The organism is Herbaspirillum hiltneri N3, assembly GCF_001267925.1.
GTDB classification, from domain to species: Bacteria; Pseudomonadota; Gammaproteobacteria; order Burkholderiales; family Burkholderiaceae_D; genus Herbaspirillum; species Herbaspirillum hiltneri.
This window is the reverse complement of the sequence record NZ_CP011409.1, coordinates 2,786,843-2,808,792: the sequence shown is the minus strand read 5'-3', so window position 1 is coordinate 2,808,792 and position 21,950 is coordinate 2,786,843. Positions and strand designations below refer to the sequence as shown.

Here is a 21,950-nt window from a genome sequence, read left to right as displayed (position 1 = left end):
GTTCATTTCCTTTGAAGGTCAGCGCGGTACAAAGAAGACGGCCTTCTCCTGCACCTGCAATCGTGGATCGTCGACGGCGCTCAGCTCGAACGCCACCTTGTTGGAGCCGTGTTCGCCCTTGCCGTGCGGCACCCTGACGCGTACCGGGACGGCGCGCGTGGTGGCGGCGTCGATCTCGACTTCCGCCGGCGTCGCCAGTCTGATGCCGTCGATGCCGGACACGTCGATATGGAAGCGATGCGCGGTCTCGCCGGTGTTCATGATCTGCAGCCGGTATACGTTCTCGATCATGCCGTCCTCGACCTCGCGCGCCATCACACCGCGATCGCGGATGATGTCGAGCTTGAGCGGCGTGCGCAGCGCCAGTGCCGTGCAGAATGCGGCCACGATCAGCACCAGCAGCGCCGTGTAGGCCAGCACGCGCGGACGCAAGACACGCCGGCGCATCTCCGGCAGCGACAGCTGCGTCGTCATGGCCCGTTCGGTCGAATAACGGATCAAGCCCGGCGGCAATGCGACCTTGGCCATGACGCCGTTGCAGGCGTCGATGCAGGCTGCGCAGCCGATGCATTCATATTGCAGGCCGTCGCGGATGTCGATGCCGGTCGGACAGACCTGCACGCACATCGAGCAATCGATGCAGTCACCGCTCTTTTTCGCGGCTTTGGTCTTCGCGCCGCGCGGTTCGCCGCGCGCGCGGTCGTAGGTGATGATCAGCGTATCCTTGTCGATCATCGCGCTCTGGAAGCGCGCATAGGGACACATGTATTTGCACACTTGTTCGCGCATCCAGCCGGCATTGCCGTAGGTGGCGAAGCTGTAGAACGTGATCCAGAAGGCTTCCCAAGGTCCCGGCGACATGGCGGCGACGGTAGCCATCAATTCATGGATGGGTGTGAAGTAGCCGACGAAACTGAATCCGGTCCACAGCGACAACGCGCCCCAGACGATGTGCTTGGCGCCCTTCTTCGCGAGTTTCTGCAAGCCCCACGGCTGGCGGTCCAGGCGCATGCGCGCACTGCGCGAGCCTTCGATGCGCCGCTCTATCCACAGGAAGATTTCCGTGTAGACCGTCTGCGGACACGAGAAGCCGCACCACACCCGCCCCGCCACCGCCGTGAACAGGAACAGCGCGTAGGCGCAAATGATCAGCAGCGCCGCCAGGTAGATGAAGTCCTGCGGCCACAGCACGATGCCGAAGATGTAGAACTTGCGCGCGCCAAGGTCGAACAGTACCGCCTGGCGGCCATTCCATTGCAGCCACGGCAAACCGTAGAACACCAGCTGGGTCAACCACAGGCAGACCCAGCGCAAACTGGCGTAGCGGCCCTTGATTTCGCGCGGATAGATATCCTCGCGGGCGCTGTACATGTTGACGACGGCAATGTCCGGCGGCGGCTTGTCCATTATCGAATCTCTCTACTTCTGTTCGGCGTTGGACCGCGCGTTCGACAGGCTCCAGACGTAAGCTGCCAGCACCTGCACCTTGGCTTCGCCGAGGAAGGACTGGAACGCCGGCATGGTGTTGTTGCGGCCCTTGCGAATGGTTTCCATGACGGTTTCGACACCGCCGCCATAGAGCCAGATCTTGTCGCTCAGGTTGGGTGCGCCCAGCGCCTGGTTGCCGGTGCCGCCGGCGCCGTGACAGCCGGCGCAGACCGCGAACTTGGACTTGCCAAACACCGCCTTGATCGGATCATGCGTCGAGTCCGACAAGCTGAGCACATAGTGCGCGACGTTTTCGACGTCCTTGTCCGAACCGAGCGCCGCCGCCATCGACGGCATCTGGCCGTTGCGGCCGTGCAGGATGGTTGTCTTGATCACTTCCGGATCGCCGCCGTACAGCCAGTCCTTGTCGGTCAGGTTCGGAAATCCCTTGCTGCCGCGTGCATCGGAACCATGGCATTGCGCGCAATAGGTCAGGAACAGGCGTTCGCCGATCACGTGCGCCTGCGGATCGGCGGCGACGGTCTTGATATCCTGCTGCAGGTATTTTTCGAACAGCGGACCGTAGTCGGCGTCGGCTTTGCTCAACTCGCTCTGATACGCTTCGCTCGATTTCCAGCCGAGCTTCCCGGCATAGCTGCCCAGGCCCGGATACAGGAACAGATAAGCCAGCGCGAACACGATGGTCAGGTAGAACAGCCACATCCACCAGCGCGGCATAGGCGTGTTCAGCTCGGTCAGGTCAACGTCCCAGACATGTCCCGTGGTGCCGACCGTTGCAGGATCCTGGCCCGGCTTTTTTTCGACCTTGACCTTGGACTGCAACCACAGCAGCAGGCCGCAGCCGATGATGCTGATGATGGTGAGACCTGCGATGTAGATGTTCCAGAATCCACTTGTGAAATCAGACATGGCGGTTCTCCGCGGATTCTGCCGGCGGCGCATCCATGAAGTCGTCGGCGAACGGAATCCGTTCGGCCTCGGCGAAGTCGTAGCTGCGACGTGCGCTGAATGACCACCACAGGATGCCGATGAAGGTGCTCAGACTGATCACCGTCATCACGCTGCTGGCCTGGATCGTGAAATTGTCGATACCCATGTGTTTCCCCTAGTTTCTTGTCTTGATTTGCGTGCCGAGGCCTTGCAGGTACGCGATCAGAGCGTCTTCCTCGGTCTTGTCGGCCAGTTCATCCGGCGCCGCCTTGATCTCTTCATCCGTGTATGGCACCCCCAGGCGATGCAGGGCGCGCATCTTGGGTGCGATGCTCTTCGGATCCAGCTTGGTCTTGGCCAGCCACGGATAACCGGGCATGTTGGATTCGGGTACCACATCGCGCGGATTGTTCAGATGGATGCGATGCCATTCATCGCTGTAACGGGCCCCCACGCGCGCCAGGTCCGGACCGGTGCGCTTGGAGCCCCACTGGAACGGATGGTCGTAGACAAACTCGCCCGCCACCGAGTAGTGGCCGTAGCGCTCGGTCTCGGCGCGGAACGGCCGGATCATCTGCGAGTGGCAGTTGTAGCAGCCTTCGCGGATGTAGACGTCGCGGCCGGCGAGACGCAGCGGCGAATAAGGTTTCAAGCCCGCGACCGGTTCGGTGGTCGAGCGCTGGAAGAACAGCGGCACGATTTCCACCAGCCCGCCGACGCTGACCACCAGCACCACCAGCGCGATGAGAAGCCAGGGATTCTTTTCGATCCATTCATGGGAAAATTTCATTCGATGCTCCTGCTCATGCGTGGGTGGTTGCCAATACAGGGATGCGCGCTTCAACCGGCTGCCCGTCCCGCATGGTCCTGAAGGTGTTGTAAGCCATCATCACCATGCCGGCCAGGTACAGCAGGCCGCCGGTGAAGCGGATCACGTAGTAGGGATAGGTCGCCTTGACGCCTTCCGCAAAGGTATAGGTCAGCGTGCCGTCGGCATTGACCGCGCGCCACATCAGGCCCTGCATCACGCCGGCGATCCACATCGAGGCGATGTACAGCACCACGCCGATGGTGGCCACCCAGAAATGCAGGTCGACCAGGCGCACGCTCCACATCTCGCGTTTGCCGGACATGCGCGGAATCAGGTAATAGATCGAACCCATGGTGATGAACCCGACCCAGCCCAGCGCACCCGAGTGGACGTGGGCAATGCCCCAGTCGGTGTAGTGCGACAAGGCGTTGACGGTCTTGATCGACATCATCGGGCCTTCAAACGTCGCCATGCCGTAGAAAGACAGCGACACGATCATGAACTTCAGCAGCGGATCGGAACGCAGTTTGTGCCACGCACCCGACAGCGTCATGATGCCGTTGATCATGCCGCCCCACGACGGCGCCAGCAGAATCAGCGAGAACACCATGCCGATCGACTGCGTCCAGTCCGGCAACGCGGTGTAATGCAGATGGTGCGGACCGGCCCACATGTAAGTGAAAATCAGCGCCCAGAAGTGCACGATGGACAGCCGGTACGAATACACCGGACGTTCAGCCTGCTTGGGGATGAAGTAGTAGACCATGCCGAGATAGCCGGCGGTCAGGATGAAGCCGACCGCGTTATGGCCGTACCACCACTGGATCATGGCGTCCTGTACGCCGGCGTAGGCCGAGTACGACTTCCACATCGACACCGGCATGCTGGCGCCGTTGACGACGTGCAGCAGCGCCACCGCGATGATGTAGGCGCCGAAGAACCAGTTGGCGACATAGATGTGCCTGACCTTGCGCTTGATGAGCGTGCCGAAGAACACCACGGCATACGTCACCCAGACCACGGTGATCAGCAAGGCGATGGGCCATTCCAGCTCGGCATACTCCTTGCCGCGCGTGAAGCCCATCGGCAAGGTAATCGCGGCTGAAACCAGGACGAGTTGCCAGCCCCAGAACGTGAATTCTGCCAGCTTGTCCGAAAACAGCCGGACCTGGCAGGTACGTTGCACGACGTAGTACGAAGTCGCGAACAGGCCGCAGATGCCAAACGCGAAGATCACCGCATTGGTGTGCAGCGGCCGCAGGCGACCGTAGGTCAGCCACGGAATATCGAAGTTGAGCGCCGGCCACGCCAGCTGCGCTGCAATGAAGACGCCGGCAAGCATGCCGATGACGCCCCACACCACGGTGGCGATCGTGAACTGCTTCACGATCCTGTAGTTGTAATTGAGTTCTCTGTCCACACCCTCTCCCGGAATTGTGCCGTGCCTGCTGTGCGCGCACGACCTTGATGATGGGAGAGTAGTTTTATGGAGCGCGGTTGTCCTTGATGTGCATCAAAAGGCAGGCGATCAGTCTGGTACTGTTCCGGTATCGGCGGGATTTTCACTGGCCGCAGCACGATCGTCATCCTGCAAAATCCGCCAGCCCGGGCTCACCAGGTCATCGAACTGGCCGTCGTCGGACATGCGGAAGAACAGCCAGATCGCCGCGAACACGATGGCGATGCTGAGCGGCACCAGCAGATAGAGCGCTTCCATGCTCAGCCTCCCTTCCCGGTCCGGCGCAGGCGCACTGCGTTGAGCACCACCACCACCGAACTCAGCGACATGCCCACGCCCGACAGCCACGGATTGATCCAGCCCAGCGCCGCCGCCGGAATCGCCACCGCGTTGTAGAGCGTGGCCCAGGCCAGATTCTGGCGAATCACCGCCAGCGTCTTCGCGGCGACGCGGTCGGATTCGCACAATGCCGACAGTTGCCCCGACAGCAGCACGCAATCGGCGTTAGTCTGCGCCAGCGCGGCGCCGCTACCCATCGCGAAGGACACATCGGCGGCGCGCAGTACGGCGGCGTCGTTGACGCCGTCGCCCACCATTGCAACAATCGCACCGCCCCGCTGCAATCCTTGCACGAAGGACAACTTGCTCTCCGGCAGGCAATCGCCGAGCGCAGTCGGAATCCCCAGCCGGTCGGCCACGCGTTGCGCCACATCGTGGCGGTCGCCGCTGAGCAGCACCAGGCTCTTGCCCAGCCGCTGGAAATGCGCGACCACCGCTTGCGCTTCCGGCCGCAAGGCGTCGGCGATGTCGAAGCGCGCCAGCCAGCCTTTGCCCGACGCCAGGAACACATAGCTGGCTTCGGCCTGCTCATCGGCATCGGCGGCCGGCATGGTCGAGGCCGTCGGAATCAGTGCATGCACGAAGGCGAAATTGCCGAGCCGGTACGTCACCCCGTCCACCGTCGCTTCGACTCCCTGGCCGGCGGCGTGGCGCAGCGCGCTTGTCTCTGGAATGCCGTGCAGTTGCTGGTCGGCGGCTGCCTGCACGATGGTCAGCGCCAGCGGATGCGTACTGGAGCGCTCCATCGCGGCGGCGATGCGCAGGCAATCGTCCGGCGGCAACGTCCCCAGCGTCACGAGGTCCTGCAGCGTCGGCTTGCCTGCGGTCAGCGTGCCGGTCTTGTCGAAAACGATATGCGTGGCGCGATGCAATGTCTCCAGCACGTGCGGCTGCACCGCCAGGATGCCTTGCCGCAGCAGGCGGTCGGTCGCCGCCGCCAGCGCCGTGGGCGTCGCCAGCGACAAGGCGCAGGGACAGGACACCACCAGCACGGCAATCGCCACCGGCCACGCGCGGGCCGGATCGACCGCGTACCACGCACAAAACACCGCGACCGCAAACAACAGCAGCGCCGCCACGAACCATGCGGCCACGCGATCTGCCCACAGCGCCAGTTTCGGCTTGGCCTGGCCGGCCCGGTTGACCAGCCCGACCAGTACCGACAGCGTGCTATCGCCGGCGGTGCGCACGACTTTGGCGGTCAGGGCTTGCGCGATGTTGACGGCGCCGCCGGGAACGAAGTCGCCGACGCCTTTGTGTACGGGACGGCTTTCACCGGTCAGCAGGGACAAGTCCACCGAGGACACGCCGTCGAGCACGATGCAATCGGCCGCCAGCGCCTCGCCCGGCCGCACCAGGATGACATCGCCTGCGCACAGTTGCGCCGCGGCCACGAGTTGGGTGCCGGCATGCGGATAAGCGTCCATGCGCAGCGCCGACGCCGGCAGCGACTGCTGCAGCTTGTCCAGCGCCGACGCCGCCTTGCGCCGCGCCGCCAGCTCCAGGTAACGGCTGCACAGCAGCAGAAAGATGAACATCGTCACCGAGTCGAAATACACGTCGCCTTCGCCGCGCCATGTCGCCAGCGCACTCCCGCCAAACGCAGCGGCAATGCCCAGCGCCACCGGCACATCCATGCCCGGCGCGCAGTTGCGGATATCGCGCCAGGCGCCGCGGAAGAACGGTTGCGCCGAATACACCAGCGCCGGCAGGGTCAGTAACAACCCGGCCCAGCGCATCAGGCCGGCCATGTCGGCATCCATGCCGCCCTCGCCCGCCAGGTAGGCCGGCACGGCGTACATCATGACCTGCATCATCGACAGCCCGGCGATGAAGAGTTGCCGGAACAAGGTCTTGCGCGAACGTTCGAGCTGTTCGCCGTGCTGCACCGGATCGTAGGGATAAGCGGCGTAGCCGATGGCCCGCAACGCCGCGAGAATGTCGCTGGTCTTGCAGATCCGCGCATCGCGGCGCACCTGCAGGCGTTCGCTGACGGCATTGACCTGGGCGCTGTACACGCCCGGCAGACGCGCCAGGCGGCGTTCGATCAGCCAGATGCAGGCGGCGCAGCGGATGTTGGAGACGGTGTAGTCGGTCTCGCTGATGTCAGTATCGGCATTGGTATCGGCACCGGCACTAGCACCGGCGTCGTGATCCGGCGGCTCGCTGTCATAGAACTGCAACTCCGGCGGCACCAGATCCTGCGCTGCAGCGGTCGCCGCAAAACCCTCGCGCGTGCCGTAGTAGTCCGAAAAACCGTTGTCGACGATACTCTGCGCCACCGCTTCACAGCCGGGACAGCACATCGCGCGCTCGACGCCGGCGATGGTCACGCGCCAGCTGGAAGCCGGCGCCACCGGCAAGCCGCAATGAAAGCAGGCCGCATCCACCACGCCGCGTTCGACCGCAATCATGGCCGTCCCACTGCGAATTCAGCGGCCGGGTGGGCCAAGCTTGCCGGCGTAACGCACAAGGCTGCCAGCCAGTCCGGCGTGAGGCCGTGATTGGCTCGCAGCAGGCCAAGGACGCCGAACAGCAACACCACCATGCCGCTTGCCACACGCACGCTGCGCCGCTGCAGCACGCTGCGCAATTGCGCGCCAAACATGCCGGCAGCCAGCAACACCGGCAAGGTGCCGAGACCAAACGCCAGCATCACCACCGCGCCGGACGCCGCCGAACCGCTCAGCATCGCCGTCAGCAGCACGCTATACACCATGCCGCACGGCAACCACCCCCACAGCGCGCCGGCCAGCACCAGCTTGAACGGGCTGTCCAGCGGCAGCAGCAAACCGGTCAGCGGCTGCAGGCGTTTCCACAGAAGATGGCCGAATTTTTCCATCCTGGCGAGGCCGCGCCAGGCATCCATCAGGTACAGGCCCAGCGCGACCAGCATCAGTTGCGCCAGCACGTAGACTCCGGTTTGCCAGGCGAGCATATCGGCCATCAAGTGCGCACCGCCGGCGAGACTGCCTGCCAGCGCGCCGGCGACGGCATAGCTGCCGATGCGGCCGACATTGTAGGACAGCGTACGCAACAAGACCGCACCGCTCGCCTCGCTGCGCATGACGTTGACCGCCACTGCTACCGGGAACGGTTTCGCCCGGACCGTCGCGGGCGCCATCGAAAACGCGCCGACGATGCCGCCGCACATGCCGATGCAATGCACGCTGCCGAGCAGGCCGATCATGAAAATCGGGATCAGCGCAAAAATCAGATCAAGACTCAGCTCAAGACTCAGGCCCAGGGCGCTCATGCTTGTTCAGATGGTGCGCGAATAGCGCTGCTCTGCCGGACGCGATTGCAGGTAGCGGTCGAACACCATGCAGATGTTGCGGATCAGCAGGCGCCCTTTCATCGTCACCGAGATCCATTCATCGTCGATCACCACCAGGCCATCCTGCTCAAGACGGTGCAAGCCTTCCAGCTCGGCCTCGAAATAGGACGCAAAGGTAATCGGATAAGCGGTTTCAATGGAAGCAATCGACAGCTCGAAGTTGCACATCAGGCGCTGGATGATCAGGCGCCGCAAGACATCGTCCATGTTCATGCGCAGGCCGCGCACGATCGGCAATTCGTTTTTGTCGATGGCGTCGTAATAGGCATCCAGCGTCTTGACGTTCTGGCTGTAGGTCGAAGCCACCGCGCTGATGGCCGATACCCCGCAGGACACCATGTCCGACTCGGCATGCGTCGAATAACCCTGGAAATTGCGATGCAGCCGGCCCTGCTGCTGGGCGATCGCCAGATCGTCGGTCGGCAGCGCGAAATGGTCCATGCCGATGTAGACGTAGCCGGCATCGGTCAGCCGGCGGATCGCCAGCGCCAGCATGTCGAGCTTGGCTTCCGCCCCCGGCAGTTGCGCCTCGAGGATGCGGCGCTGAGGCTTGAACAGGTGCGGCAGATGGGCGTAGTTGTACAGCGAAATGCGGTCTGGTCCGGCCTGGATCACCTTGGCCAGCGTCTGCGCCATGCTGATCACGTTCTGCCCCGGCAGGCCGTAGATCAGGTCGATGCTGACCGAGCGATAACGCTGGGCGCGAGCGGCCTTGATGATGTCCAGCGTCAGGTGCTCGGGTTGCGCGCGGTTGACCGCGCGCTGCACCAGCGGATCGAAATCCTGCACGCCCAGGCTGAGGCGGTTGAAACCCTGCGTGCGCAGGCTGGCGACGCGTTCGGCGGAGACCGTGCGCGGATCGACTTCGATCGAATATTCGCCGACCTCGTCTCCCGCGAAACGGAACCAGCGCTGCAGATGCGTCATCAGGTCAGCCATCTGCGCGTCTGAAATATAGGTCGGCGTGCCGCCGCCGAGGTGCAGTTGCTCGATCTGGTTCATGCCGTCGAACAGCTTGCCCTGCATCTCGATCTCATGCTTCAGGTAACTGAGATAGATGCCGGCCTTGTCGCGATTCTTGGTGACGATCTTGTTGCAGGCGCAGTAGTAACAGATGTTTTCGCAGAACGGGATATGCACGTAGAGCGACAAGGGATTGCGGCTGCCGCGCGTGCGTAGCCCCGCCACCGCCTGCAGATAGTCGCGGTAGCCGAAGGTATCGCTGAAGCGATCCGCCGTCGGGTACGACGTGTAGCGCGGGCCGGACTGGCTCAGCTTGCGGATCAGCTGAGCGTCGAATTCGACCGATGGTTCGGCGACCATCGTCATTGCGGATACCACCATGTTGTTAGCTCCAGAGGCGGGTCGCAGCAAGAAATCGAGACGAGCGAGAAGAAGTAGGACGGATTGCGACCCTGGCGAAGCAAGTCTAAGGAGTTGCGCCAAACCACTCCTTGACCTACATCAAAATGGGTGAAAACGGGTGCAAACGCAGATGAATCAGCGCATTGCCGCCGATCTGCCCGTAGCTGCAAGACGCTGACTTTTCTCTTTTTGATCGACATCAAATCCTGCCTCCGTCATCCCGCGTACATTTCGCTGCGTCGCAACTTCATTCACAACAATGCGCTTTCGCCGAGAAAAGTCGAGAGAAGGCGCGAGGAAATCCATCATGAAAAAAATCGCAGTGCTGTTGACTTCCATCGCCACCCTGTGCATCGCAACACCCTTTGCCGCAGCGCAGGAAAGCCCCTGGCTGGTGCGGGTACGCGCCGTCAATATCAGCCCGGACAACAAGTCCGATCCGGTCGGCGGCGTCGGTGCGTCGGATCGCCTGACGGTCAGCTCCAAGACCATCCCGGAAGTCGACATCAGCTATTTCTTCACGCCCAACTGGGCTGCCGAACTGGTCCTGACCTACCCGCAAAAGCACGACGTGCGCCTCGACGGCCAGAACATCGGCAGCTTCAAGCACCTGCCGCCGACCCTGCTGGCGCAATACCACTTCACGCCCGCCTCGACCTTCAGCCCCTATGTCGGCGCCGGCATCAACTACACGCGCATCTCCGACGTCAACCTGCTCAACGGCGGCGCACGACTGGAAAACCACAGCATCGGCGGCGCACTGCAAGCCGGCTTCGACGTCAAGCTGGATCGCCATTGGCTGATCAACTTCGACGTCAAAAAAGTACAGATCCGCAGCGATGTGATGGCTGCCAACGGCGCCAAGCTGAGCACGGTGAAGATCGATCCGTGGCTGATCGGCGTCGGTGTCGGTTATCGCTTTTGAGGCAACGCGCCCGCCCGGTAAAAACGCCATCACCATGTCTTGAGGTTTCATCCCATGTCGCATCCTGCTTCACATACTGATTCGCTTGCTGATTCAACACTGACGCCCGTCGATCCGCATCGACCCATGCCGCATCGCAAAGTCATCCGCTCCTGGCTGGCGCCCATCGTCGCGCGCAGCACGCCGCTGGCGATGGCGCTGGTGGTGCTGGACTTGGTCCTGTTCGGCCTGGCGCTGGCGGCGACGATCGCGGCCGGCAACATCGTCGCCAAAGTCTTGCTGGGCATGCTGACGGGCTTCATCATCGGCCGCCTGTTCATCCTCGGCCATGATGCCTGCCACCAGAGTTTCACCGCCAACCGCCGCCTCAACACCTGGCTCGGCCGGCTGGTGTTCATGCCGTCGCTGACGCCTTACAGCCTGTGGGCGGTCGGGCATAACGTGGTGCATCACGGCTATACCAACCTGAAAGGCTTCGACTTCGTCTGGCAGCCGCATTCGCTGCAGGAGTTCCGGGCGCTGCCGCGCTGGCGCCAGAAGCTCGAGCGCCTGTACCGCAGCGGCTGGGCGCCATGGCTGTATTACATGGTGGACATGTGGTGGAAGAAGATGTACTTCCCGTCGCGCAAGCAAATGCCGACGCGCCGCGCGGAGTTCATCTGGGACGGTGTGCTGGTCAGCGTCGCCGCCGCACTCTGGATCGGCGGACTGGCATGGGCCGCACAGGCCGGCGGGCAATCGTTCTGGACGCTGCTGCTGACGGCGTTCGTGGTGCCGGTGCTGTTCTGGAAGGCGATGATCGGCTTCGTGGTCTACGTGCATCACACCCACGTCGGCGTGGCCTGGTACCAGGACAAGTCGGAATGGTCGGCGGCGCAGCCGTTCGTCTCGACCACGGTGCACCTGACCTTCCGTCACGGCATCGGCGCGGCGCTGCACCACATCATGGAACACACCGCCCATCACGTCGACATGAGCGTGCCGCTGTATCGCCTGAAGAAGGCGCAAAAGCTGCTGGAGACGATGCTGCCCGGCCGCATCGTGATCCAGAAATTTTCGTGGCGCTGGTATTTCGATACCGCACGGCGCTGCAAATTGTATGACTTCGACCGCTTGTGCTGGACGGACTTCAAGGGCCGTCCGACCAGCGCACCGTTAAGGGCAGTCGTGGAAAGAGCAGTTGTGGAAGCGGCTTAGAAATTTTCGAAGGCTCTAAGCCGCCTTTGCTGTCGCCTTGCCCTTGGCTGTTTTGGGCTTGGCGGCAGCTTTTTTTACTTTGGTTGCGGGCTTTGCTGCCACAGGCTTTGCCGCCGCTTTCCTGGCAATCGGCTTCCTGGCCGCCACCGGCTTGGCCTCCGGCTTCTCCAGCGCATCCGTCAACTTGCGCGCCAAACCGATCACGCGTTGCGGATCGACGCCCAGGGTGCCGATCAGGAACTCGATGATCTCGGAGCGTGGATTGGCCAGCGTCGGCTCGATCATCATCACCGCCGCCGAAACCGCCAGCGCACGCTCGCGCGTAGCCGTATCGGGCAGCAGCTGCTCCAGCGCGTTCAGCGCCTCCACCGGCGCCACGGCCGTCAGCCGCGCCTGGTCCTTCAGCAATTGCACCCAGTTGGTTTTGGGCGAAACGCTCGCATGCATCGGCAATTGCGCCAGCAACCGCGCCAGTCGCAGGCTACGCCGCTCGAAGGCGCCGATAGAAATCATCCCCGCCACCACGATGCGGCACACCGCTTCGGCAAAACCGCCTTCGGCAATGTGCGCCAGGGCCTTTTCACGATAGACGTCGAGCTCGCGCAGCGCGCGCTCGTGTGCGACGACGGCATCGGGTTCGTGCGGCTTGAGCCATGCACCCAGCCCCTTGGGACCGAACATCTGGCGCGTCATCCTGACGGTGCGCTCGTCGCGACGGTCGCGGTACAGGTTGAGCTCGTCGGTGATCTGCTGCGCCATCTTTTTTTCAAACTGCTTCAGCGGATGGTCGTCGGCGACCGCGGCCCGCTGCGCGCGCGCTTCAGCTGCCTTCTGGCGGATAAACGGCGCCATGAAGAAGCTGTCCGAGAACAGTTGGCGCTGCATGCGCAAGGGGTTCAGCTTGACCATGGTGTTGGCGATGTCGCGCGTGGCGCTCATCTTCACCCACGGCCGCACATAGGTCTTGTAGAGATTGGCGTTGAATTCCGACCATTGCGCGATGGTAGAGAACATTTCCTCTTCTTCGCGCCCTTCCGGATTGAGCTTGCGGATATCGTCCATCGTGCGGTGCTGGTAATGCACGGTGTAGTCGCCCGGCTCCAGCTGGTCCCAGCGTTGTTCGTCTTTTCCTGCCTTGGCTTCGAGCTTCATCTCGTACAGGCCGGCAGGCAGGCTTTCGATGACGTCCAGCGAGGTCACCAGCTGATCGTGTTCCTTGAGCGCAATCGAACCGCCGACGAAGATGCCGAGGTGGCCCACGCTTTCATGCAGCACATAGATGATGGTGCGGCCCGCCGCGGCAATCGCGCGCTCGTCGCCCCAGGTGTCGATGATCCAATTGAGCGCCTGCGGCGGCGGCGTGATGTTGTCGCCCCAGGAAGCGAACACCACGACCGGCGACGTGATGTTGCGCAGGTCGATGGCCTTGTCGCCGGCCATCATCGCGCCGCGCGCCAGTTTGTTGCCGACGAACAGGTTTTCGACGATGGATTCGATCTCGCTGCCGGTCATGCGGAAATAGCCGCCCCACCAGCGCTCGAACTCAAGGAAGCGCTCGGCCTCGGTATCGACGCCGGCCCAGAGGTTGTAGTACTTGTTCCACAGCGTGTTGGCGGGATTGAGCTTCTCGAAGTTCTCCACCAGATAGGCGCCGTCGAAACGGTCCGCGCCAAGGTCGCTGGTCATCGACGCCAGCCAGGACCCGCCCAGCTGCGCACCGCTGTACCGCATCGGGTTGAGGGTCGAACTGCCGGCCCAGTAGGACACCGGCGCGCCGACGATCATGAGCGGGCCGAACAATTCCGGCCGCCGTGCGTTCAGCGCCATCATCGCCCAGCCGGCCTGGCAGTTGCCGATCACCACCGGCTTGGCCGGGCATTGCGGGTGGCGCCTGATGACTTCTTCGATAAACAAGGCTTCGGTATCCATCACGGTCAACAGCGTCTGGCCGTCTTCCGGCTCGGGCCGGAACGTGACGAAATACACGGTATGGCCGGCGCGCATGGCCATGCCGACTTCGGAATCGAACTTGAAGCCGCCGATGCCGGGGCCGTGTCCGGCGCGCGGATCGACCACGACGACCGGGCGCGCCTCGGGCTTGACCGGCATCGAGGCCGGCGGCTGCAGCCGCAGCAAGGCGTAATTGCAGGGATTGGGCAGATCATGGCCGTCCATCACCACCTCATGCTCGAACTTCAGCAACGGCGGCGTGCCCTGATCCAGATGCTCCAGATAGTTGTTGCCGCGGTCGAGCAAGGTGTCGAGGAACAGGAAGGTGCGCTGCATGGCGTCGGTCAGGTAGGCATTGACGTCACCGAGCTGAGGAATTCCCAATGCAGGGGCGGCTTGCGGCGTCGCTGCTTCATCTTTTCGCGTTGCTGCCGGGGTCTTGCGCGTGGCCATGAGTCCGCTCCTGGGTGATGAGATATACAACGTTATCGAACATCATACCGAGAAAGACGTGATGACAATCTCTGATCTCTGCGACAATAAAACCGCAATTCGTCGTATTGAAGTATAGATCGTGCTTTGTTTCATGAGGATGAAATCTGCCGCAGACACACTGATGAAAACTGCACCGCCGCTGCACGCAGGGCTACTATCGATAGCCAGTATTGACACAAGGGAACAACGCATGGAACTCAAGAGCCTCGTCGACCAGCCCAACAAGCTGCCCACCGTCCCCAAGGTCGTCCAGCAACTGATCGAAAGCTTCAACTCCGAAGACATCTCCGCGACCGAGATCGCGCACCTGATTGCGAGCGATCCGGCGCTCTCGGCCAAGCTGCTGCGCCTGGCCAACTCCGCCTACTTCCACGTCTCGCGCACGGTCGGCACGGTTGACGATGCGCTGCGCATGCTCGGCTTCGTGATGGTGCGCAACCTGGTGCTCGGCAACGGCATGGTCGCGGCATTCAAGAACACCAAGGGCATGGAGCTGCAGCAGTTCTGGCGCTACAGCCTCTACACCGCCTGCACCGCACGCTGGCTGGCGCATCAGGGCGGCGACAACGGCGACGCCGCCTTCACCTTGGGCATGATGCACGGCATCGGCCAATTGCAGCTGCATGCCGTCGCGGCAGCCGAAGTGGCCCTGCTGGACAAGCAACTCAACGTACTCGACGCCGGCCGCGCCGAACTTGAAAATGAAAAGCTGGGCTTCCATTTTGCCGACGTCTCGGCCGAACTGGCGAAGATCTGGAATTTCCCGGAAGCCCTGTCCGGCGTACTCAAGGACATCCCCGCGCCGCTGGCCGCCACGCCTTTCGACAGGATGGCCGGATGGGTCCACCTGGGTGCCTGGCGCGCACGTGCAGAAGTGTGGGACCAGAGCGATGAAGACCAGACCGCCAGTTATCCGGCTGCCGTCGCCAAGCGACTGGGCGTTGATGCCGGATGGGCGCTGGCAAGCGCAAAGGATCACGCCGACAAAGCGATGCCGCCCCTGAAGGAATTGACGGCGGGGTTGGATGCGATGCTGGAGTGAAAGATATCTCGTATAAATTCAAACCTGCTCGACTGGTGACCGTGTAACCGTGATAACCGCGCAAACCAGTTTGAGAGTTTTCCCATATCTCGCCGCGCTGAAGTTGCAGACAATAGCTTTTTTAAAATTTGCAACGAGGCGCTTGTGTTGAAATTCACTTTGTATCCGGCTGCGCCGTATCGCAGCTCAGTTCAGCTTGGCTCAGCCGTCGCGGACACAGCGACATCAGCCGGCCTGCCTAAGACCTTGCCGCAAGGCATCGGCATGCGCCATTTTGTTAAATGGTGTCTGCTCTGCGTTCTTGTTTTTTGTTCAGGATCGGTTTTTGCGGCCACTTGCTCCTACCCTCACGGAGGTGGGGATTATGTCGCAGAGATAGGGACGGTACGTATTGATACAAATGCCCCTATCGGTTCAATCGTGATATCCGAGAAAGCTCCATCAGGTGCCGCATACGCAATACGGTGTTACGGTGAATATAGTTATGGTGGGGGGGATCGAAACGTCATTTTCACCTTGGGCATCACTGTTCATCCCGTCGACGGCTATACCAATGTCTATCCGACCAATTTGGCGGGCCTAGGGGTGCGCTACAAGGTGACTACGAATACAAGTTCTGATGACGGCTGTAGCATTCCATCCAATCAATATATCGAAAATTCCAGCTATACCTTCAGATGTTTCATGCCGGGGACTAGTACCGGCCGTACTTGGCAATGGAATTTCTCCACGGAATTTGTCAAAACCGGGCCGATCACTGTTGGAGCATTAAGATTGATACAGGCAGTTAGTCTTATAGTCGAATTTGAATCTCAGTCCAATCGCTACTCTACCAAAAGTGTATACAGCGGCACCGCTACGGGCACTGTGGCCAAGGGTACCTGCAAGACACCCGACGTCGTCATCCCGATGGGCAATACCAACTTTGCCACTTTTAATAGGACAGGCGCCGTGAATGACAGGTGGAACAACGCCACGCTCAATGTCAACGATTGCCCGGTCGGCCTCACTCAGGTCACGATCAAGTTCAATACGCCGCTAGCCGGTTGGCTGGATCAAGCCAATAGTGTGTTCAATCTCAACAATCCGAGCGACCCTACGACCGCGAAAGGTATCGGCATCCAGATGAGCTTTGGCGACAATAACACCCCCGTCGCCTACAACACTGCCCAGACCCTGAGCGGCTACAGCACAGTCAGGAACGATGGCGACAGCTTTTCGGTACCCATCGGCGCGCGCTACGTCAAGCCGGCGTCCACGACCAGGCTCGTCGCCGGTCAGGCAAACGGGGCGGTGGTCTTTGTCATGAGCTATGAATGAAGCCATACCGCAGCGCTTAGCGCTGCGGGCAACATCGCTAAGCGCAAAGGATCACGCCGACAAGGCGATGCCGCCCTTGAAGGAATTGACGGCGGGGTTGGATGCAATGCTGGAGCGAAACAAATTTCGTATAAGTTCAAGCCTCCACACCGAATTCCATCGATATTTTTGAGAGTTTTCTCATATTAATCATCGATCTCAAATCCTAAAATTCAGGCATCGCATCAGAAACATCACGAATCGTTAAATTCATCCGGAGGCCTGACATCTTCCGGCGCGTGATTCTGCGCGATGGTACGACCCGGCAACGATGAAGTAGTTTATCTGTCGCCAAAGTCCACCATTTTTCAACATTCACCCAGCAACCTACCAAAACGTATGTTTTAGGGAATTGCCCGATATCCATCCTGTACGAGCGTGCCAAAATGGACTCATCAACACCGGGCAAGCGCGACACATCGGCTGCGGGCCGTGTCGTCCTTGCCGGGTGTCGATGAACCCGGTGAACAGGTTGGGTTCTTATTTTGTGAAGGCGATGAGCATGCAAGGCTTACAACAATCCGACATTCTTTTGGTGGACGACAGTTCTGAAGTGGCGGAACTGGCCCGCTTCGCCATCCTGCGCATGAAACTCACCGAAAAATGGACCTGGTTCAACGATCCTGAAAAGGCCTCGGATTTCCTGTTCCGTCACGAATACACTGCGCGCCGTGACCTGCACCCTTTTCTGATCCTGCTGGACCTGAACATGCCGCGCCTGAGCGGCCACGATCTGCTGCGCATGCTCAAGGGCAACAAGGCGACCTCGCATATCCCGGTGGTGATGTTCTCGACCTCAACCGACCGTGAAGACATCAACAAGAGCTACGAGCTCGGCGCCAACGGCTATCTTCACAAGGCCACCGATGCGGACCAGATGATGGATACCGTGGTCGACGCCGTATCGTACTGGACCACGCGCAACCTGCCGGCACGATAAACATGAAGCGGCAAGGATAAGAGCCGCTCAGCCATGGCCCCGGTCGTCGCGGCCCTTGGCTCCTTGGTTATCTCTTGTTCAAACTATGGCAAGGAAGCGCTTTCGCGGCCGCCCGGCTGCGGCGAGGCGGAGCCTGATTGCTCCCACACCTTGCGTTTCTGCACCACGCGAGCCTTGCGCTTGCGCATCCAGATCACCACCCCGGTCACCGACAACATCGCCACCAGCGCGCCCATGAAGGAAATGAAGATGCGGCCCGGCAAGCCGAGGATGCGTCCTGAATGCAGTGGAAATTGCGCCTGGATGAACAAGTCGCCGGCGCTGCCGGTCCCCGGGATGCGCGTGCCGGCCGGTGCGCCGGTGGCGGCATCGAAGTACAGCCAGGCGTTGCCGAGGCCGACGTCGCCATGATCGTTGCCTGCTTCGAAGAACCCGACGCCATACAACCCAAACATCGATGAATAGAACACGCCGCCGGCCGGCGCCTCGAAGCCGCGACGCTTGCCTTCCTCGATCGCAAGCCGGGTAACCTGCTCGCGCGACATCCGGGGCTCCGCCACCTTGTCCGGCGCGACCGGCGTGCGGGTGTCAAAGGCGGTCGGTGTCACCGTCGAGAAGACCTTGATGATCGGCGTCATGACCTGGTTGTTGAGATTCATGGACACCGAGGTCACCGCCAGGATCAGAAGCAAGCCCCATACCCACACGCCACCTGAGCGATGCAGATCGAAGTTGAGTTTGTGGCCGCCCTCTTTCCAGCGGAAGGCAAACGACTTGCGCCAGCTCTTCGGGTTGGGGAAGGACAGCCACAGCGCAATGAAGCAATCCAATGCCCAGACGATGCCGATAATGCCCATGAGCCAGATGCCGAGCTCGATGCCGCCGACTTCGGGAAGATGCATCGTGTAGTGCAGCTTGTAGAGGAACGGCAGCAGGTTTTCGCGGCTCAGCGAAATCGCGCCCCACATGCGCTTGCCCTGGATTTCAGCGGTGACCGGGTCAACGGCGATCTGGTTGTAGCCCAGTTCATACGGCTTGCCGGTGGCCGGATCAAGGCGCGGCTCGATCATCATGTTGCTGGTGTGGCCCGGCTCGCTCTCGTTCATCACGTAAGTGACGCGCAGCTTCGGCTCGCGCGCTTCGACGATGTTGGCCAGTTCCAGGCCTGGTTTGGGCGTGCCGGCTACGCCGCCCGAGTTGGCGCTATTGGCGCTGTTGGCGTGGAACAAGGTCGGATTGAGCGCGGCGTCGAGCTCGTGATCCCAGGAAATGATCGCACCGGTAGCGCCGGAAATAAACAGGAACACCGCCACGCCGAGACCGAACCAGCGATGAAGGAGGACGAGAACAGCACGCATAGAGTCGCTTCAAGAAAATGCCGAAGCGGTCTTGCCCCGTTGTCGGAGCATGACCATCGGCTGGTTAATACCATCACCCAGGCTGCCGGCGGCCCGGAAGTCCGCGTTGGCAACAAGGCCGAAACTTGGCGGATCCAAGGCTTGAACGTCCGGTAACAGGACAGCCTCTGCCCCGGAAAGCTCAGACAATAATAAGAATGCTTCTCATTTTAATCCATGCTGGGGCCGAGCCACAATCCTTGGCCTGCGGGCGTAGACGATCACCGAACCGGGACTCACGACGACACGGAATCTTTTGCGAGTATTTAGCGAAAGTTTTTCGATGGTTTTGAGAGTTTTCTCATATCAACGAGAAGTCTCAACTCTTAAGATTCAGACATCTCATCAGAAAAGACAGATTAATTTTTGATGGCACGGTCCAGGTAAAAAACGATGGACGGATGGAAATGAAGCGATGTGCCGAGATCTCGACCATTGCAGCAGCCGTTCCGAACGCGGTATCAATTCACCGAATTTCAAGGAAATGATCATGAACAAACAAGTCACCCTGCTTTGCACCCTTGCTGCTTCCTTGTTGTTTTCTTTCTCTGCCCAAGCTGCCGAGACCGCGGAAATGAAGGTCAAAGGCTCGATTCTGCCTCCTGCCTGTACTCCAACATTTGCTGGTGGCAACACAGTCGATTATGAAACCATTCCGGCCAAAAGCCTGAAGTCACGTGAATACGCTAAATTGGAGACTCGCTCCATTCCGTTCACAGTAACTTGCAATGCCAAGATGCGGATAGGCATCGCTGTAACTGACAACCGTGCGACCTCCCGTATTGATAGTGGATCTTTTTCTAGCGCTCACAGTTTCGGCCTTGGCAGCGTTGACGGCAAGAACGTCGGCAACTATGTCTTGGCCCTCGGGCCAGATGTGAAAGTGGACGGCAATAATTCGCAACTCGTTTTTTTTGACACGCAAGGCACAGGGGTGAGCAATTTTGGGTCCCTGATCATGTCTGTCCACAACACGGCCAGGTTTATCTACACGGCTCTGACCGCAGGCCAAGTCTGGACCTTTGACATGAATTTGACTGCCTATCTGAACAAAAGAGAAAATCTCAATCTGACAGGCAGCATTCCCCTGGATGGTTCGGCAACGATCGAAGTCAAATATCTGTAACCAATCCCCGGTTTGCCCCTACGCCAAACAAATGCAGCTGGGCGTATTGCAACAGCATGATGGTCTTGCCGTCGGCGATCTCGCCTTCGGCAATCATCATCAGCGCTTGCTGGATCGGCACCTCCATCACTTCGATATCCTCCCCTTCGGCGACATTGCCGCCGCCCTCGCCTGCGCGCGCATCCGCGGTGTATTCGCCGACGAAGAAATGCAATTTCTCGGTCACCGAGCCGGGGCTCATGAACACCTCGAACACCTTGCGCACGTCGCCGACGCGATAGCCGGTTTCTTCCTCCGCCTCTGCGCGGATACGCTGTTCCGGGCTGGCGTTGTCGAGCAGTCCGGCCGGCGTTTCGACCAGGAAGCCGTCGTGACCGTCGCGATAGGTCGGAAAACGGAATTGCCGGATCAGGATCACGCTGCGCCGCTCCAGGTTGTACAGCAGGATGGTGGCGCCGTTGCCGCGATCGTAGGTCTCGCGGTTGAGCGTCTGCCAGACGCCATCGGCGCGACGATAGTCGAAGGTGGTTTTCTTGAGCAGGTACCAATCGTCGGACAAGACCTCGACATTGCGGATGCGGACGCGCTCGTTTTCCATCGTTTTACTCCTGTGCAGTGAATTCATAAGGCCACAAAGTCGGCAGTCCTCCTTGCCGGTATTTGCACGCTTTGTTTAAAATATCATGCAGCGTCAAGAAAAATCAAGAATATTCGTGCAACAATCCACGCAATACTTACGTGAAGCTGCACGAATTTGCGCATTTTCTTGTACACTGCCTGACCTCACCCATCCCCGAACCGGAGCACGACCGCATGCTGACCAGCCAACGAAAGAAACACCTGCTCGACCTGCTCAGCCGCGACGGCCGCATCGTCGCCAAGCCGGTGAGCGAACAACTGGAGGTATCCGAAGACACGATCAGGCGCGATCTGCGTGAACTGGCGAAGGAAGGATTGCTGCGGCGCGTACATGGCGGCGCGTTGCCCTTGATTGGCACCCCGCCGATGGTGATGTTCGCCAACCGCCAGCACATCGAGCCCGGCGCCAAGGCCGACATCGGCCGCGCGGCGGCGGCGCTGGTGCTGCCCGGCCAGGTGGTATTCATCGACGGCGGCACCACCTGCGTCCAGATGGCGCGCCACCTGGCGCCCGACCTGAAGGCAACCGTCGTCACGCACAGCCCGTCGATCGCGGTCGAGCTGTCCGGTCATGCGCATATCGACGTCATCATCATCGGCGGCAAACTGTTCAAGCACTCCGTGGTGGCGATGGGCGGCGGCACCATCGAAGAGATCGGGCGCATACGCGCCGACCAGTATTTCATGGGCGTCTGCAGCCTGCATCCGCACACTGGCATCACTTCGCTCGATTTCGAGGAAGCCGGCATCAAGCGCGCTTTCAGCCGCTCGGCAGCCGACACCGTGGTGCTGGCCTCGCCGGACAAGCTCGACACCACCTCGCCGTTCGAGATCGTGCCCTTGGCCGAAGTCGGTCGCCTCGTGGTCAATCGCGACACCGCCGCCGAACTGATCGCGCCTTATCAGGCGCAAGGCATCGCCATCACCCTGGCGTGAGGAGCCGTTTAGTCCCTCCCTTCCGCCTCAGCGTTCGAGAAACGTTTCTGCAACACCTCCAGCTTGTTGTCAGCACCTGCATATCTCCCGTGGATTGCAAGAAGAAAAATTATCAAGAAATACACAAATAACAACTGCCTTTATTTGAACAAAATTATCTTTCATGCAATTCTGTGCGTAACTGCCCGCTGCTGCGAGCGGGAACCGAAGCGCCGCGAAACCAGTGCGCCGACTCACAAAAAGCGGGGGAGAAA

Annotated in this window: 19 protein-coding genes; 7 read left to right on the top strand and 12 right to left on the bottom strand. The window is 60.7% G+C overall.

The features are described from left to right. Window positions 1-18 precede the first annotated feature (18 nt). From ccoG to hemN, 9 genes are all read right to left on the bottom strand, one after another. Window positions 19-1,407 (bottom strand): cytochrome c oxidase accessory protein CcoG, encoded by a 1,389-nt coding sequence (ccoG, locus tag F506_RS12740; RefSeq protein WP_053197977.1) that lies wholly within the window; start codon window positions 1,405-1,407, stop codon window positions 19-21. Window positions 1,408-1,419: 12 nt separating this feature from the next. Continuing rightward, entirely contained in the window at window positions 1,420-2,358 is a 939-nt protein-coding gene (gene ccoP / locus F506_RS12735) for a cytochrome-c oxidase, cbb3-type subunit III (RefSeq protein WP_053197974.1), read from the bottom strand. Beyond that, complete coding sequence (locus F506_RS12730) at window positions 2,351-2,545, bottom strand: cbb3-type cytochrome oxidase subunit 3 (RefSeq protein WP_053197973.1); 195 nt, start codon at window positions 2,543-2,545, stop codon at window positions 2,351-2,353. Before F506_RS12730 ends, ccoP begins: the two co-directional genes overlap by 8 nt. Before the next feature lie 9 nt (window positions 2,546-2,554). Next, window positions 2,555-3,169, bottom strand: a complete 615-nt coding sequence (gene ccoO / locus F506_RS12725; protein WP_053197971.1) for a cytochrome-c oxidase, cbb3-type subunit II — start codon at window positions 3,167-3,169, stop codon at window positions 2,555-2,557. A gap of 13 nt (window positions 3,170-3,182) precedes the next feature. Then, the gene (ccoN, locus tag F506_RS12720; RefSeq protein WP_053197968.1) at window positions 3,183-4,610 is read right to left on the bottom strand and encodes a cytochrome-c oxidase, cbb3-type subunit I; all 1,428 of its coding nucleotides are present in this window, start codon (window positions 4,608-4,610) and stop codon (window positions 3,183-3,185) included. Window positions 4,611-4,718: 108 nt separating this feature from the next. Then, window positions 4,719-4,907 (bottom strand): cbb3-type cytochrome oxidase assembly protein CcoS, encoded by a 189-nt coding sequence (ccoS, locus tag F506_RS12715; RefSeq protein ID WP_053197966.1) that lies wholly within the window; start codon window positions 4,905-4,907, stop codon window positions 4,719-4,721. Between the two features lie 2 nt (window positions 4,908-4,909). Then, on the bottom strand, window positions 4,910-7,402 hold the full coding sequence (locus F506_RS12710) for a heavy metal translocating P-type ATPase (protein ID WP_053197964.1): 2,493 nt from the start codon (window positions 7,400-7,402) through the stop codon (window positions 4,910-4,912). Then, window positions 7,399-8,244 (bottom strand): sulfite exporter TauE/SafE family protein, encoded by an 846-nt coding sequence (locus F506_RS12705; protein ID WP_235471143.1) that lies wholly within the window; start codon window positions 8,242-8,244, stop codon window positions 7,399-7,401. The genes F506_RS12710 and F506_RS12705 overlap by 4 nt, the downstream gene beginning before the upstream one ends. A gap of 6 nt (window positions 8,245-8,250) precedes the next feature. Next, window positions 8,251-9,669 (bottom strand): oxygen-independent coproporphyrinogen III oxidase, encoded by a 1,419-nt coding sequence (gene hemN / locus F506_RS12700; RefSeq protein WP_053197962.1) that lies wholly within the window; start codon window positions 9,667-9,669, stop codon window positions 8,251-8,253. Window positions 9,670-9,997: 328 nt separating this feature from the next. On the opposite strand from hemN, the gene F506_RS12695 reads away from it, so the two are divergent. Further along, window positions 9,998-10,615: an OmpW/AlkL family protein gene (locus F506_RS12695; RefSeq protein WP_053197960.1), complete on the top strand. Its 618-nt coding sequence runs from the start codon at window positions 9,998-10,000 to the stop codon at window positions 10,613-10,615. Window positions 10,616-10,741: 126 nt separating this feature from the next. Then, the gene (locus tag F506_RS12690) at window positions 10,742-11,812 is read left to right on the top strand and encodes a fatty acid desaturase (protein ID WP_053197958.1); all 1,071 of its coding nucleotides are present in this window, start codon (window positions 10,742-10,744) and stop codon (window positions 11,810-11,812) included. A gap of 15 nt (window positions 11,813-11,827) precedes the next feature. Here F506_RS12690 and F506_RS12685 read toward each other — a convergent pair whose 3' ends face one another. Beyond that, window positions 11,828-14,215 carry a DUF3141 domain-containing protein gene (locus tag F506_RS12685; RefSeq protein WP_053197956.1) on the bottom strand — a complete coding sequence of 796 codons (2,388 nt, stop codon included), beginning with the start codon at window positions 14,213-14,215 and terminating at the stop codon, window positions 11,828-11,830. Between the two features lie 232 nt (window positions 14,216-14,447). Here F506_RS12685 and F506_RS12680 point away from each other — a divergent pair, with 232 nt between their 5' ends. The 3 genes from F506_RS12680 to F506_RS12670 all read left to right on the top strand — a co-directional run bounded on the left by F506_RS12680 (window position 14,448) and on the right by F506_RS12670 (window position 17,598). Beyond that, window positions 14,448-15,299, top strand: coding sequence for an HDOD domain-containing protein (locus F506_RS12680; RefSeq protein ID WP_053197954.1), 852 nt, complete (start codon window positions 14,448-14,450; stop codon window positions 15,297-15,299). 147 nt (window positions 15,300-15,446) lie between these two features. Then, the gene (locus tag F506_RS23135; RefSeq protein WP_158443130.1) at window positions 15,447-16,619 is read left to right on the top strand and encodes a fimbrial protein; all 1,173 of its coding nucleotides are present in this window, start codon (window positions 15,447-15,449) and stop codon (window positions 16,617-16,619) included. Window positions 16,620-17,160: 541 nt separating this feature from the next. Next, window positions 17,161-17,598, top strand: a complete 438-nt coding sequence (locus F506_RS12670) for a response regulator (RefSeq protein ID WP_053197948.1) — start codon at window positions 17,161-17,163, stop codon at window positions 17,596-17,598. Window positions 17,599-17,681: 83 nt separating this feature from the next. Here F506_RS12670 and F506_RS12665 read toward each other — a convergent pair whose 3' ends face one another. Further along, window positions 17,682-18,956, bottom strand: a complete 1,275-nt coding sequence (locus F506_RS12665) for a PepSY-associated TM helix domain-containing protein (protein ID WP_053197947.1) — start codon at window positions 18,954-18,956, stop codon at window positions 17,682-17,684. A 529-nt stretch (window positions 18,957-19,485) separates the two neighbouring features. On the opposite strand from F506_RS12665, the gene F506_RS12655 reads away from it, so the two are divergent. After that, on the top strand, window positions 19,486-20,121 hold the full coding sequence (locus F506_RS12655; protein WP_053197943.1) for a DUF1120 domain-containing protein: 636 nt from the start codon (window positions 19,486-19,488) through the stop codon (window positions 20,119-20,121). Here the strand turns inward: F506_RS12655 and F506_RS12650 are convergent. After that, complete coding sequence (locus F506_RS12650; protein ID WP_083457827.1) at window positions 20,108-20,719, bottom strand: NUDIX domain-containing protein; 612 nt, start codon at window positions 20,717-20,719, stop codon at window positions 20,108-20,110. The genes F506_RS12655 and F506_RS12650 overlap by 14 nt on opposite strands. Window positions 20,720-20,934: 215 nt before the next feature. On the opposite strand from F506_RS12650, the gene F506_RS12645 reads away from it, so the two are divergent. Then, the gene (locus F506_RS12645; RefSeq protein ID WP_053201549.1) at window positions 20,935-21,696 is read left to right on the top strand and encodes a DeoR/GlpR family DNA-binding transcription regulator; all 762 of its coding nucleotides are present in this window, start codon (window positions 20,935-20,937) and stop codon (window positions 21,694-21,696) included. Window positions 21,697-21,950: the final 254 nt, after the last annotated feature.